Origin of the sequence: Bacillus salacetis (genome assembly GCF_049177075.1) — a bacterium.
Lineage (GTDB): Bacteria > Bacillota > Bacilli > Bacillales > Bacillaceae_B > Rossellomorea > Rossellomorea salacetis_A.
Genome location: NZ_CP185377.1, coordinates 2,581,763 through 2,596,910 on the forward strand (window position 1 = coordinate 2,581,763; position 15,148 = coordinate 2,596,910).

Consider the following 15,148-nt stretch of genomic DNA (forward strand, 5'->3'; position numbering starts at 1 on the left):
GCTAAATTAGTATATTATGGTAATATAAGTGAAGATAAATTAAAGGAGGAAATTATCATGTCAAAAACATTCACTTCATTTTCTGCCAATCAAGGAGGAGTGAACGGTTAATTCTGCTCTAAAAAATGGCTTCTTTCATTTACATCAGGAAATGAATAGCCTGACAAATTAACAGCACACTCCTGCCTTATATTTAAAAAATAATATTAGGATCAGGAGAATGTTAAATTGAAGAAACAAACTATCGCATCACATAATATCAGAGCATTATTTTGGGTTCAGTTTTTCGGCACCATAAGTTTTCTGCAGCCGGTAATTACACTTTTCTATATGGAAAGGGGATTGGATTCTTCCGATATCCTGATCGTGTTGATGTTTTGGAGCGGCGCGGTATTACTAGGTGAAGTACCGACCGGAATTTTTGCTGACCGCTTTGGGGCAAAGGCGTCCTTTATCACGGGGTCCATCCTTAAGTTTTTGAGCATTGGATTATTATTGTTTGCCTATGAACCTTGGATGTTCTTCTTGTATAGTGCCTTGAATGGATTTTCTGTCACTTTCTTTTCCGGTGCTGATGAAGCATTGATTTATGATTCGCTAAAGGAAAGCGGCGAAAATGATTTTATGGACAGGGCGATGGGAAAAATTCAGTCTGCAGGATTTATTTCGTCCATCTTTGCTGTACTTTTCGGTTCGTATCTTGCGAAAGACTTGCAGGACGATCAGTTTCAATTATTGATCCTGCTTGCACTGGCTTTTCACATTATTGAAATCCTGTTTGTTTTCACAGTTAAAAATCCAAAAATCGAAAGCTCCTACCGCGAAAACCCCTTCACTCAGGTGAAAGAAGGATTGACGGTCATTCGCAAAGCACCTCAGCTTTTGCTGATGTTTTTAAATGTCACGCTTGTATTCATTCCGGCTGGAGCTGTGTACGGCTATTTCGACCAGCCGCTGATGACGGATGCCGGGCTGCCTGTGTATTTGCTTGGTGTTATGTATGCTTGTTCTGCATTATTGGGTTATTTTGCATCCAATTCAATTGGATGGCTGACCGGTAAATTCACAAGAATATTTCTAATGCATGCGACCGGATTACTCGCTGTTGGAGGATTGCTGCTATCAGCTATGCTTTCACAATCGCTTTGGGTGGTCATTGGCGCCTTCTTTGTCTTGAGATATGTGAGAGCAATCCGCTATCCGATTTATTCACAGCTTAGCAACGACCTTATTCCTTCCGGTATCAGGGCGACGACCATTTCACTGCTCTCTATCGTCGACTCTGCACTTGACCTGGTTGTTTTCGGGACTTTATCAGTTGTTGCATTAAGTGGGTATGAGGCAGTGCTTTACGGCTCTGCTGCAATTGCGCTGCTCGGAACACTTTTACCGATAAGAAAAGTTAAGAAAGAAGTTTCAAAAGCAGTCCTGTCAGCAGTCCAAAAATAATTTCTTAGAGGAAGAAGCCGATTTTGGCTTCTTTTTTTACTCAAATCAACGAATTCATAAATTTCACTTCCAGACAATAAAAGAAAAAAACCGCAAAGGGGCTCCCAATGCGGTTCAGTAAAATCACTTTTTATAATATGTCCAGCCTTCCTCCTGGTACACACGTCCATCTTTAAGCAATTTGCCCATTGCCCTTTTGAAAGAGGCCTTACTTAAACCAAGCTTGTCCTTGATTTCCTCTGGCTGGCTCTTGTCCCACAGGGGCATGGCTCCTCCACGGCTGTCCATGTAATTCGTAATAATATCAGCATCCTCCCCCATTTTATCCTGTTTCAATGGCAGGAATGAGACATTCAGGCTTCCATCGTCTTTTACATCAATTACACGGCCTTCTACCAATTCGCCAAGCCTTGGTTCCTGCCTTCTTTCATTCTCATGCACAAAGCAGCGGTATCCTTGTTCAGAAATAAAGAATGTGCCGACTTTTAGTAATCGGTATACACGGCCCTCCACTTTAGCTTTCAGCATTTCTTGCGATGCCCTTCTGGCAATCTGGCCAATGATGTTTTCCGTCGCCAGCTTCCCATAAAGACGCCCGTTTTTATCCCCTCTCAGGGACAGATACAACATGTCTCCTGGAGCAGGCCAAAGATCTTCATAGATGGGAAGGTCATCAGAAGAAACCAGGATATCCTTCATGAGACCGATATCCACGAAAACACCGAGTCCTGATTTCACATCAACCACTTCGGTCCAAGCATAAGAGCCGATTTGAACTTTTGGTATGTTCATGGTAGCGGTTAACCTTACTTCTTTATCATGAAATAAGAATACCTTCACTTCATCTTCCACTTCTATTTCACCTTCCACTTGGGAATGGTGCAATAATACATCTTCTTCTCCATTTGTTAAAAAATAACCAAAATCCACTTCTCTGTCTACCGTCAGAACCTGGACAGTTCCGGCTTCCAACTCATTCACCATTACATTTCCTCCTAAAAATCATGTTCTTTTTATCTTTACCCAAACAGTTGCCCTTCAAATATTACAAGGCATGATATTCACTTATTTCTTTATCCTTTGGCAGCAGCCATGTCAACACGCCAAATAGCGGCAGGAAGCTGCAAAGGATCATGACAAAACGGATGCTTATCATATCCGCAAGGCTTCCAAACAGGACAGATCCTACTGCTCCCATCCCAAATGCCAATCCAACCGTCAATCCGGACACCATGCCGATTTTCTGCGGAAGCAGCTCCTGTGCATATACGACTGTTACACTGAAGCTTGAGGAAAGGATGAATCCTATCAAGAAGAAGACAGGAATGACAAATGTCAGCGGCAGATACGGCAGCAGGATCGTCAAAGGAGCAGATCCCAGCATGGATAAAAAGATGATATTTCTTTTTCCAAACCTGTCTGCCAGCGGGCCGCCAAAGAACGTCCCCAGTACACCAGCAAACATGAAGGTGAAGATATAAAGTTGAGCCTGCTTGATTGTCAATCCATAATCTTCTATAAGATAAAACTGATAATAATTGGAGATGCCAGCACCATACCAGGATCGGGCAAACACAAGGAAGACGACGAGCAGCATAGCCAGCTTGATTTTTTTATGTATCCCTTTTTTACCCTTCCCCGTTTGATTCTTGTTTTTCCTCCCTATTCCATTTTCATTAGATAACCTGTTTTTATACCATTGAGAGACACGGACAAGGACGATAATACCGATACCGGCTGCAAGTGAGAATAATAATGCTCCCTTTTGCCCCAGCGGAACAAAAATGAATGCCGTAATGATTGGCGCCAGTGACTGGCCGGTATTTCCGCCAACCTGATAGATCGACTGGGCCAGACCCCTCTTGCTGCCGGCTGCCAGGTAGGCAACTCTTGATCCTTCAGGATGGAAAATAGCCGAACCAAACCCGATGAACAACACAGAAAAGAGAAGAAAAATAAAATGATTGGACAAAGCAAATCCGACCAATCCAATTAAGCTTGACAGCATTCCAAGAGGAAGCAGAAACGGGCGGGATTTAATGTCTGCATAGTACCCAAAAACAGGCTGGAGAAGCGAAGACGTCATGTTCAGCACAAAAGCAATCCAGCCTATTTGGGTATAACTTAAGCTGAGTGATTTCTCCACAATCGGAAACATAGCAGGAACCACCGCTTGCAGTGTATCATTAATAAAATGTCCTGAACTGATGGCCAGCAATACACCATAAACCGTAGCTGTCCTTCTCGCTTCCTCCTTGCTTAGAGTTTGTCCCAATTCGTTCATCTCCTGTTCTTTTAAAAAAATAAAAATGATTCCTATACAGCTTTATCAGTATAGCTTACTTGGGGCCATTAGAAAATAATAACATCCTATTCGTCCCCTGAATACAAAGACTTTCTCTTTGAAAGCGCAAAAAAAGACTGGTGACAGGATGCCCTGTCACACAGTCTTGCTTGTTTCTCTTCCATGTATCGTATTGATTGCCTGTTTCAAACTTGAGTATGTTTGGATTTTTTGAAAATCAATGCCTAGATTCACAACCGTTTGGACAATATCCGGTGTCATGCCTGTCACTTTTGCTTTAACTCCAATCAGTTCCAGTGAATCAATGAGCTGGAAGATGATTTGAGCGACATACGTATCGATAATAGGAACCCCGGATAAATCAAGGATAAAATAGTTCACTTTCAGTTTTGCACTTTTCTCCAGTGCCTTTTCAAGCATCAATTTCGCCCTGCTGGTGTCAATATCTCCGACCAATGGCAGAACAGCGATCTCATCAGAAATCGGAATGACCGGTACTGATAATTCAAAGAGTGCTTCCTTTGAATTTTTTAATTGATCGGCTTGATAATCAACAAATGGAAGGCTGAAATAACAAGTCACATCACCAATATCCGTTTCCAAAATATTTAACATATCATAAAAGCCGTCTATCGATAACTCATGTTCCTTCGCATGAGTCTTCAATAACTCGCCTATGATTGTTCGGTATTCAGGAAATTCATTCAGCATTTCTTCAAGGCTTGCATTAAGTGTAGCGCATTGTGTCCCCGCTTTTTTACCCCATGCTTTGAAATTCTTTCTCCGCTCTTCGTCACCCAGTACGAACGATTCACCAAATAACTTCACTAATTCCTCTCTCATTGTCAGTAAATCATTCGAGATCGATTGCATCTCAGGATACTTTTCGTTTTGCTTTTCCGTTACCTCTTGAGCAAGTTCACTGCTTTTCTTCTGAACCAACTTGCTGAACTCCTCGAAAACTTTCTTGTTAGACATTTGAACACCCTCTTTGCACTTTTCTCTATTAGTTATCTACTTAGCTTCACTACTAAAGTGTATATGAAAAATACGGATAGATTCAAATGATAGTGTTCCGGATATAAGAGTGAAACGGCTGAATCCTCCATCAAAAAATAGGAAATCCCCTTTCAAGCTCTAGGATGAAAGGGGAAAAAGGCCTCATTCAACATTCGGAAAAAGTTTTGAAACTCTTTCACCAATTTGATCTCCGAGATCCGTTACCGGCCCGCCGTTATGTACCTGATCACGGTATTTCTTCATATTTTGGACCAGTTCACGGTCATTTGACACATATACATTCTGAATGCTGCCATTTACACTCTTGACGGCTTCTTCAACTTTCCGTTGGACGTCATCATCCAGATGATTTTCCAGCCGGTTTTCCAGTACGACAGCTGCATAAGCATCACTGCCTTTGGTCAAGACATATGCGCGTTCTATCTCATACAGTTTCATTACCTTGTTCGCCATTCTATCCGTCATGCCGTATGTAGGATCAGCTGGATTAGCTTCGCCGTATATATTATTTTCACCTGTATTTGTTGTATTATAGCGGACCTGCTGAACCCCCATTCCGCCTTCTTCTCCTTCCTGGCCAAGATTGCCGTCATTAAGAGCACAGCCAGTGAGAAGCGCCGCCGCCCCCAAAAGGGAGAATAATATTTTTTTCATAAACTGACCTCCTTTATCTTCACAACCTAGAGTTCCCAAAACAAATGAGATTCATACTCTGAATGAGGTATAAAGGATTCAGTCTTATTAGAAAAAAACAGAAGCCCAGGGCCTCTGTTTTTTAATGTATTGCCTTTAATATACCGATTTCATCAAGAAAGATATGGCCTTTCGAAGTTTTATTAAATACTAATTCAATATTATTAACATCCTTAAGTTCTATTCCTTGCGAGGTGAACTCCTCAAAAGGAATATGGAACGTTTGCAAAACAGGTTCATGAGAGTTTCCATACCTTAATTTTTGATAAAACCATGTTTTGGTTTGCTGAACATGGAGGGCAGGCGCCAGAGGAAGTGCTTCGCTCAACGATACTTCTGCACTTTCACCATTGTCCGCTGTCAGCCTTACTGTAAAATCTGTCACTTCATTAATCTCTTCCAAACTGGCAGCTGAAAAAGCCAGAGAATCATCACTGGCAACATCCTCCTTCTCCAAGAAATGATCCGGAAGTTTCACTCCATACTTACCTGAGTCAGAATAACTTTCATTCCATTTAATATAAACACCATGATTCTTTCGATCTCCGTCATCCCTTGAATCAAGTTCTCCCTCATGCCAGAACTTCAACCTTGAGGCATTGAAACTGATTCCAGGGACATTGCCGGTAGTCAGGTCATAGTCATTTTCATAATCATTGATAACAGTAAAGCCAGTATCGTTGTACCGATTGATATAAGTAGTTTCAGGCAGCCACTGAAGCGCATAGCTGTAGTCAAGGAACATTGGCTTATATTCATCCTTCCCTTTCAGCGTTGCATCCAGAAAAGCAGAAATATAGGTTTTGGCAATTTGCCTCTGTTCATCACCTTCAAGAAGCGGCTTCTTATTAATGAAAAGGTTCATAGGCAAAGTAGTATCATTATCGCCCCACACTGTATTGAACTGGCCGTGATTGGCACCATGAATGTAGAGGGATGTTTTCATCCATTCGTTTCCATCTGTGAACTGCAGCCCATTGAACTGACGGTCTCCGCTGAATTCTGAAACGTCGCTGTCATATGAACCATGCAGAAGCAGATAATTGACATTCTCAATCTGGACAGGCTGGTCTCCCAGCGTAAAATAATCAGTTGGTGCGATGGCCACAATTGATTTTATTTTATAATCAAAATTAAAAGTGACAAGGCCGTTATTGGGATAGCGCTCAAGCTTATTAAACTCTGTCGCAACAGCAACCGCCTGTCCACCCCTGGAGTGTCCCATCAGGGCAATGTTCTCAAAATCAATTTTATTATATAGCTCTGTTTTCTTCGATTCATTAAATTCTTCAAATTGATTAAGATGCTTCAACATCAACCAAGCTCTTGTACTGATTTCATTATTCAAGCTCCCTGACCATGAAGAAGTATTCAAAAAGTTTTCATCTATTGAAACAGCAATATATCCACGGCTTGCCAGCAGCTCACCAAGATACGCATATCCCTCATCAGAGAATTCCTCCATGATATGATTTCCATGTACAATCAGGACAAGTGGGAATTGACCGCTTCCTTCAGGCATCCAAACAGTACCGTTCAAAGGTATTTCCGTTCGGTCAAACCCCCAAAACCACGTCCGATACTTATTCCAACCGCCAGTGACAAAAGAAGCGTTCAAAGTATCCGTCTTATAATCAACACCTTCAGCAAATTGAGACCTTCTCTTATCCGTTCCACTGCCATAGGTAAAAGTCCGGACCTTATAGAATCCTTTTTTCGAAGGATCTTCAGCATGAAGAGTCTTTGGAACAGTGTCAATGGCAGGGACAGGATACTTGTCCACCCCTGGTGCAGTCAACCAAACTGAAAATCCGGCCGCAACGAATATGCCAGTCACCAAAACCATCATCGACGGGATTTTGTTCCTTTTTGAATTCCACCAGTACCCAAATGCCCCTCCAGAAATAATGCCGATCCCTATCAAGATATAACTTAACGGCAGTATTTGATAAGTGCTCCTGACTTGGGATAAAAGAATGATTAATATTATTGCTGAAGATAAGACTACAGCCAGGAAGCGGTTATTAAACCTTTTGATAAGCAAGACCATAGGATAAACGATAAAGGGACTTACGATGGCCGAGAGCACAATTGGTATGAATACAATCAGAAAATCAGAAACGGAACCAAGCCCTGTTTCAAGCCCCACCCCAAAAAAAGCTGCGAACAGTACAATCATTAGTAAAGCACCGGCAGCAGCACCCTTCCAAGCCTTGCCTGCAGCAGATTCAATGAACATCCATATATTCAATGAGTGCTTCCTAGCGCGTTGGATAATAGTTTTCTTTTTCTTTATATCTACAAGTTGTTCGAATTCTTTTTTCGGTTCCATATTGCCGCCACCCTTTTTAATTTCCATGGTTGTGCCTGGCAGAGATCCACCTTTTGTGCGTGGCTCATATCCACCTTTCATTATATCAAAGATAAAGTTCCATTTTGGTTTAAAATTTTGTAAACTTAAGCGCCCGCTCCTTTTAAAAAAAGCTGTTCCCCTGATCAGGAACAGCTTTGGATATTATTCTTTTGGCTCATAATGGATGACAGTTTGCTCATCATGGCGTCGGTTCATTTGATGGCTCTTTTTGCGGTATTCCTTGGATTTGAAAATGATATCGAAATCATAATCCTCCGGATACATTTCCTGTGCTGAAATATATAGCTCGAGCCTTTTATGATTAATTTCTTTCTTTTCTCCTTTAATGAAAACAGAGTAATTCCCCCTACTGTCCGGACCATTTTCAATAATGCCGAACTCTCCGCTTGGACCCACCTTGACATTATCACCCATTGCGAATTGGGCAGCGGTTTCTTTTACCGCCTCTTTCTGTTCCCGGTTCCTTCTTGCATGCCGGTTGACAGCAATCTGCTTTTCAAGCTCTTTCCGCTCATAATAATCCTCTACGTCAGGAACATACTTCTTTTCCGCTTTATATGTGACTTTGTGTGCTGTTTCAATGATTTCAGGATGCATTCCCAGTTTCAGAGCTATCGAAAAGGCCTGGCTGTCTCCCCCTCTTCCCACAATTAGACGGTATGTCGGCTCAAGTGTATCAAGGTTGAATTCCATTGATCCATTTGTAAAACCTTCTTCTCTGTCTGCAAATTCCTTGATTTCGCTGTAGTGTGTAGTAGCCAGCAGTGTGGCTCCTTTGTCATAGAGCTTTTGAAGAATGGCCGTCGCCAATCCCATTCCCTCTCCGGGGTCAGTTCCAGACCCCAATTCATCCAAGAGAACAAGACTTCTGTCATTCGCTTCTTGCAGAATCCCAATAATATTTCTCACATGGGAACTGAAGGTACTTAAATTCTGCTGAAGACTCTGGCCATCGCCGATATCCAGAAGAATTTTCTGAAAGATGCTAATGTGGCTCCCCTTATCCACCGGAATATGAATCCCGCATTGAACCATCAGTGTCAATAAGCCCACCGTCTTAATGGAAACAGTTTTTCCTCCAGTATTGGGACCGGTGATCAATAGAGCATGAAAGTCTTTGCCCAGTTCTATATTCAAAGGCACCGCTTGTTTTCCTATCAAAGGATGTTTAGCGTTTTTTAGAAAGATATAATGTGATTCGTTCAGCTCAACTGGGTTCCCCCCTATTGATCTGCTGTATTTTGCCTTGGCAAACAGAAGGTCATAGTTTATCATGACTTCTACAGCAAGCTTCAGTTCTCTTTCATGCTGCTGCACCAATCCCGTCAGATATAGCAATACTTTCTCTGCTTCGGACTCTTCCTCCATTTTCAAGTACATAAGCTGGTCCTGCTGCATCCCTACTTCTTCAGGTTCAATATACAGTGTTGAACCAGAGGCAGAAGTATCCAAAACAGAACCTTTGATTTTCCCCCTGTATTCTTTTTTAACAGGAATTACATAACGGTCGCCGCGCTGGCTGACAATCGCCTCCTGTATATATGATTTATATTTATTGGACTTGATCATGCTGGTGACTTTCTCTTTCAACCTGTCTTCCTGAATACTGATTTGTTTCCTGACCTTCAATAATTCCTTTGTTGCATAATCATCAACACGTCCATTTCGGATACAGCGCTGGATTTCCTCTAACAGGCCTGGCAGATCTTCAATAGAATAAACATAAGAAGATACTCTAGGGGCAATGAGTTCTTTATCCTTCATGAATCGCTTCAGTTTTAAACAGCAGTCAAGGAACAATAGAAGCTTTTGAAACTGCTCTGGCCTTAATGCTGTTCCTTTATTCATTTGCTTAAGGATGGTCTCGATTCCATCCAGTGCATGAATGGGGACACTTTCACTTTTATTTAATATTTCTACTGCTTCTGTCACTTCAGCGAGCCATGAAGCAATTTGTTTTTTATTAAAGGATGGGGAAAGGGCGTCAACGAGACTCTTTCCTGAGTCTGTAAGTGCATAGTTTGCGATTTCGTCTTTGATAAGGTGAAATTCCAACTGTTTAAACGTATTTTCGTTCAATTTTATTTCCTCCAGTATTTATTATGGTGGATGATTTCCGCGCCAGGTGCAATCACACAAAGTGCCAAGCATAACTATCATCCATTTAGAAATTGCTTTACAGTTACCTTTTAAACCACATTTTTTTATTTAACTAATCCGCAAACAATGATCATGCACTACGATTTTTGGATATAAAAAAACCGCAATGAACAATGTCCATTACGGTTGTCGTTATCATACAAAAAAGAGAAGTCTTCAGCAGGTGCGGTTTGCACAAAAAAACTGTGTTCAATCAACACAGTGCTGCAGACAAATGTTTGCATGCTATGATCATTGTTCTTAACTCATCAGTCATGAAGGCACACTTAAATAAGCGTCGAACAGAAGATTTTTCTGCCCAGACCTTGATGAATGACCGTATAAAGTTACGGATTAGTTAAGAACGACACCTAACATACAACATTTCTCCTTTTAGAGATTAATTTGATTACAAATCCATAATATGCTGAAACATATTCCCTTGTCAATGCACTTCTATATTTAACGGGTACTTACATCATATTTGTCTTTCAATTCATCCGGCGCCATCTTGATAATTTGCTGCAGAATCAGTGTGAAAACAGCAATATCATCCACAATCCCAAAGATGACCAGCCAGTCCGGTATCAAATCGAATGGTAATAAGATATAACCGATAATCAAGCCGACGGATAGTAATTTCTTCCAAACCTTAACCCCTGGCGACTTAAAAAACGCGACTAGAAATGGAATAGACCTTCTGATGTTGAATAAAAATTTCATCCTGCTGAAAAACCTGGCCATAAATACTGCCTCCTTCAAATTACTCTTACCTTTTATATACCACAATTCCATCAAAATATTTTACTTTTATAGTGATTTTATAATGTGGAAGTGAATTTATTGAAGGAACATGTTATAATCTTTTAGATATGAATGATGGAGGTAATTACTAAATGATTCAAGTATCAGATGTAAGTCTGCGTTTTGGTGATCGTAAATTATTTGAAGATGTAAATATAAAATTCACTCCGGGCAACTGTTACGGATTGATCGGCGCAAATGGTGCCGGAAAGTCCACTTTCCTTAAAATCCTTTCTGGAGAAATCGAATCTCAAACAGGAAATGTTTCCATGACTCCTGGTGAGCGTATGGCCGTGTTGAAACAGAACCACTTCGAATACGAGGAACATGAAGTATTGAAAGTGGTCATCATGGGACATGCCCGTTTATATGAAGTTATGCAGGAAAAAGATGCTATCTATATGAAAGCTGATTTTTCCGATGAAGACGGCATGCGCGCTGCCGAGCTTGAAGGCGAGTTTGCTGAATTGAATGGTTGGGAAGCAGAATCTGAAGCTGCCATTCTACTGAAGGGCCTAGGCATCGGAGAAGAACTTCATTCGAAAAAGATGGAAGACCTGACAGGTGGAGACAAAGTAAAGGTTTTGCTTGCGCAAGCGCTGTTCGGTAAACCGGATGTCCTTCTTCTCGATGAGCCTACCAACCACTTGGATATCGCTGCCATTCAGTGGCTCGAGGAGTTCCTGATCAATTTTGAAAACACAGTTATCGTAGTATCCCATGACCGTCACTTCTTGAATAAAGTATGTACACATATTGCCGACCTTGACTTTGGAAAAATCCAAATCTATGTCGGAAACTATGATTTCTGGTATGAGTCCAGCCAGCTGGCGACTAAAATGGCTCAGGACCAAAATAAGAAAAAAGAAGAAAAAATCAAAGAGCTTCAAGCATTCATTGCGCGCTTTAGTGCGAATGCTTCTAAATCCAAGCAAGCGACTTCCCGTAAGAAGCTCCTGGATAAAATCACTCTTGATGATATCAGACCTTCTTCCCGTAAGTATCCTTATGTTCACTTCAAGCCTGAACGTGAAATCGGGAATGATCTATTAAGAGTGGAAGGCATTTCTAAAACCATCGATGGTGTAAAAGTACTTGATAATGTAAGCTTCATCATGAACAAGGATGACAAGATTGCATTGGTCGGCAGTGATGAAATCGCGAAGACTACCCTGTTCAAGATCCTTGCGGGCGAAATGGAGCCTGACAGCGGTTCATACAAGTGGGGTGTGACGACTTCCCAGGCCTACTTCCCGAAAGACAACTCGGAGTACTTTGAAGGAAATGAGCCAAACTTGGTTGAGTGGCTGAGACAATACTCTCCAAATGACCAAAGTGAATCTTTCCTGCGCGGATTCCTTGGCAGAATGTTATTCTCAGGGGAAGAAGTCATGAAAAAGCCAACTGTCCTATCTGGTGGAGAAAAAGTCCGCTGCATGCTTTCCAAAATGATGCTGAGTGAAGCGAACGTCCTTCTTCTGGATGAGCCAACGAACCACTTGGATTTGGAGTCCATTACGGCATTGAATAATGGTCTTGCAAACTTCAAAGGTTCCATGATTTTTGCTTCTCATGACCATCAGTTCATTCAAACCATCGCAAACCGTATCATCAAGCTTGACTCTGAGGGTATCATTGATAAGCAGATGACTTATGATGAGTTCCTTGAAGCCACTGCGGTGAAGAGTTAATAGGATATTTTGTATATGCGGCCTTCCATCTGGGAGGCCGCTTTTATTGTACCGGATTAAATCTTTTAAAAGTTCTCTCGCTAATTCTTCATTCACAAAATAAAAAAACACGTTCAGACCCTCCCGTCTGAACGTGTTTTTTTATTTAACTGCCATTATCCTCTCGTGAAGAAATACCTTTATCTGAAAATAGCTGATTTCATCGGGAAGTTCCTCTTTTATAGGTTTCAGCTTTTCATGGCCCGCCTTTTCAACCGCAACCTCAATCAATTGGCGTTCTTCATTTGTCAGGAATTTATCTGTATTTACTTCCATTCCCTCTTCTATAGATTGAAGAATGTGATTCTGGACCGTTGTAAGAGAAAGATTTCTTTCCTCGGTGATTTCCTCTAATCCCTTACCTTTGAAATAAAGTTTATAAGTTGCCATATGGGATGGCTCTTCATCACTGCCTCTCGATTTGTCTGAACGTTCTTCAGCCTGTTTGCTTGTCTTATATTCTGTTATCGCCTCAACAAACCTGGAACCATATTTATCATTTTTGTGAGATCCTACACCTTTCACCTCAAGGAAGGCAGCGGAGTCTGACGGGAGCTTCCTGCACATGTCGCGCAGCGTTTCATCAGAGAAGATGACAAAAGGAGGCACCCCTTCTGAATCGGCCAGCTCCTTCCTTATCGAACGCAAAGTTTGGAAGAGCTCATCGTTTTCCTGGTAGGAAACTTTTTCTACTTTCATCGTTTCTTTCCGAGTCACTTTTTCTTTTCCCTGCAGGACGCTCTTCCCTCTTTCACTCACTCTCAATACAGGGAATGTTCCACTGACGACTGTGATATATTCCTCTGAAATTAAAAAATCGATGAACAGGCTGATATCCTTCTGTTTTTGCTCTTTCATCAACCCATAAGTAGACAACTTCTCAAAGCCAAACTCTTTGATTTTTTTATTCTTAGAACCGGCCAGGACCTGGCTGACCAAAGAATTTCCGAACCTTTCTCCCATTCTGATCATACAGGAAAGGACCATCTGGGTTTCCCTTGTTACTTCGATTGCCTGCCGTTCATCTGTACAATTGCTGCATTTGCCGCATGGAGCTGCTTCTTCATCCCCGAAATAGCGGAGGATGAATTCCTGAAGGCATCCCTCGGTATGACAGTAGTCCACCATTTGCCGGAGCTTAAGCAATTCCTGAGTGTGACGCGCAGGGTCTAGTGTGTTTTGTGATATCAAGAATCGCTGAATCTGGACATCCTGCGGCGAATAGAGGACAACACATTCACTTTCTCCGCCATCCCTGCCTGCTCTTCCCGCTTCCTGATAATAACTTTCCATATTTTTCGGAAGCTGATAATGAAGGACGTAGCGTACATTGGATTTATTGATTCCCATTCCAAAGGCGTTGGTGGCGACTATGACCTGCAAGTTATCCTTAAGGAACTCCTCTTGCATTTCATTACGCTGAACATCACTCATGCCCCCGTGATATTTGCCCACAGCGACACCCTGTTTCTTCAATTTATTATAGAGGGAATCAACTTCTTTTCTTGTTGCCGCATAAATGATTCCGGATTCATCCTTGTTGGTCCTCACGTAATGGAGGGCATACTGGCTTCTGTCCTGCCCTTTTATGACTTTGAAAGATAGATTTTCCCTTGAAAACCCCGTGATATAAGTGTTCTCTTCTTCTATTTCCAAGGAAGAACAAATATCGCTTTGTACTTGTGGCGTTGCCGTCGCTGTCAGGGCAAGGACAACCGGATTGCTCGGGAGTCCCTGCAGCAAGTCTTTTATCCTCAAATAACTCGGACGGAAATCATGCCCCCATTGTGATATACAGTGTGCTTCATCCACTGCCACTAGAGGGATTGGAAGGCTGCGTAAGTACTGAACAAAATAAGGGGACTCCAACCGTTCCGGGGCAATATAAATCAGCTTGTACACTCCAAGTTCCGCTTCACTCAACCGCCTCTCGATTTCAGCCTGGGTCAGGGAGCTGTTTATGAAGGTTGCCGATATCCCTGTCTGATTAAGGGCATCGACCTGGTCTTTCATCAAAGAGATCAACGGGGATACAACAAGGGTGATCCCTTCCATCAGGAGGGCTGGAATCTGATAACAGATGGATTTCCCTCCCCCTGTCGGCATGATGCCGGCTGTATTATTTCCAAATAGGACACTCTGAATGATCTCATCCTGTCCGGGCCTGAAATTTTCATATCCAAAATATTCTTTTAGATAATTTTTTGCATGAAAAATATTCATTGCTTGTAAAACTCCTTAATATAACCAAATAGGCTTATCACTTTTCTTTATATATCCATTATAACCCCCATCGGCTTTGAGGTCGATGATAGCGAGGTGAGGAATTGCTCTGTTCAGAAACATCCATAAAAATAAGACCCGTTGATCAAATCAACAGGTCTTAAAAGATTTATATTAGAACCAGCGGAAACCAGGCTTTTCATCTTCTGCTTTCTCTTCTGTATTTTCTTCAACTGCTTCCTCTTCTGCTCTTGGAGCCCCTCTCCAAAAAACATCCCAGACATTATGTTTTGGTTTTTCCTCAGCAGCATTTACTTCTGCTTCTATATCAACATTTTTCTTTGACATGGATATACCTCCTTTGAATTTGCTCCCGGTTTAATCCGGTAAGGAAATCGACATTACATACTA

At 41.7% G+C, this 15,148-nt stretch carries 11 protein-coding genes; 2 read left to right on the forward strand and 9 right to left on the reverse strand.

The genetic code is table 11. The features are described from left to right. The first annotated feature begins 228 nt into the window (after positions 1-228). Entirely contained in the window at positions 229-1,449 is a 1,221-nt protein-coding gene (locus ACOJQI_RS13460; protein ID WP_421378664.1) for an MFS transporter, read from the forward strand. Positions 1,450-1,572: 123 nt separating this feature from the next. On the opposite strand, the gene ACOJQI_RS13465 is transcribed toward ACOJQI_RS13460, so the two are convergent. The 7 genes from ACOJQI_RS13465 to ACOJQI_RS13495 form a co-directional block, all read right to left on the reverse strand. Then, entirely contained in the window at positions 1,573-2,433 is an 861-nt protein-coding gene (locus ACOJQI_RS13465; RefSeq protein ID WP_421378666.1) for a S1 RNA-binding domain-containing protein, read from the reverse strand. A gap of 61 nt (positions 2,434-2,494) precedes the next feature. Next, a complete protein-coding gene (locus ACOJQI_RS13470) occupies positions 2,495-3,733 on the reverse strand; it encodes an MFS transporter (protein WP_421378668.1) in 1,239 nt (412 codons plus the stop codon). Between the two features lie 156 nt (positions 3,734-3,889). After that, positions 3,890-4,732, reverse strand: coding sequence for an STAS domain-containing protein (locus tag ACOJQI_RS13475; RefSeq protein WP_421378670.1), 843 nt, complete (start codon positions 4,730-4,732; stop codon positions 3,890-3,892). A gap of 183 nt (positions 4,733-4,915) precedes the next feature. Then, positions 4,916-5,428 carry a YhcN/YlaJ family sporulation lipoprotein gene (locus tag ACOJQI_RS13480; RefSeq protein ID WP_421378672.1) on the reverse strand — a complete coding sequence of 171 codons (513 nt, stop codon included), beginning with the start codon at positions 5,426-5,428 and terminating at the stop codon, positions 4,916-4,918. A 121-nt stretch (positions 5,429-5,549) separates the two neighbouring features. Beyond that, positions 5,550-7,799, reverse strand: a complete 2,250-nt coding sequence (locus tag ACOJQI_RS13485; RefSeq protein WP_421378674.1) for an alpha/beta hydrolase family protein — start codon at positions 7,797-7,799, stop codon at positions 5,550-5,552. 183 nt (positions 7,800-7,982) lie between these two features. Beyond that, positions 7,983-9,920 (reverse strand): endonuclease MutS2, encoded by a 1,938-nt coding sequence (locus ACOJQI_RS13490; RefSeq protein WP_421378676.1) that lies wholly within the window; start codon positions 9,918-9,920, stop codon positions 7,983-7,985. A gap of 522 nt (positions 9,921-10,442) precedes the next feature. Next, positions 10,443-10,724: a YkvA family protein gene (locus ACOJQI_RS13495; RefSeq protein ID WP_421378678.1), complete on the reverse strand. Its 282-nt coding sequence runs from the start codon at positions 10,722-10,724 to the stop codon at positions 10,443-10,445. A 152-nt stretch (positions 10,725-10,876) separates the two neighbouring features. Here ACOJQI_RS13495 and ACOJQI_RS13500 point away from each other — a divergent pair, with 152 nt between their 5' ends. After that, on the forward strand, positions 10,877-12,475 hold the full coding sequence (locus ACOJQI_RS13500; RefSeq protein ID WP_421378680.1) for an ABC-F family ATP-binding cassette domain-containing protein: 1,599 nt from the start codon (positions 10,877-10,879) through the stop codon (positions 12,473-12,475). A 141-nt stretch (positions 12,476-12,616) separates the two neighbouring features. Here ACOJQI_RS13500 and recQ read toward each other — a convergent pair whose 3' ends face one another. Next, positions 12,617-14,737, reverse strand: coding sequence for a DNA helicase RecQ (gene recQ / locus ACOJQI_RS13505; protein WP_421378682.1), 2,121 nt, complete (start codon positions 14,735-14,737; stop codon positions 12,617-12,619). Positions 14,738-14,911: 174 nt separating this feature from the next. Beyond that, on the reverse strand, positions 14,912-15,085 hold the full coding sequence (locus tag ACOJQI_RS13510) for a hypothetical protein (RefSeq protein ID WP_421378684.1): 174 nt from the start codon (positions 15,083-15,085) through the stop codon (positions 14,912-14,914). Between the last annotated feature and the right edge of the window lie 63 nt (positions 15,086-15,148).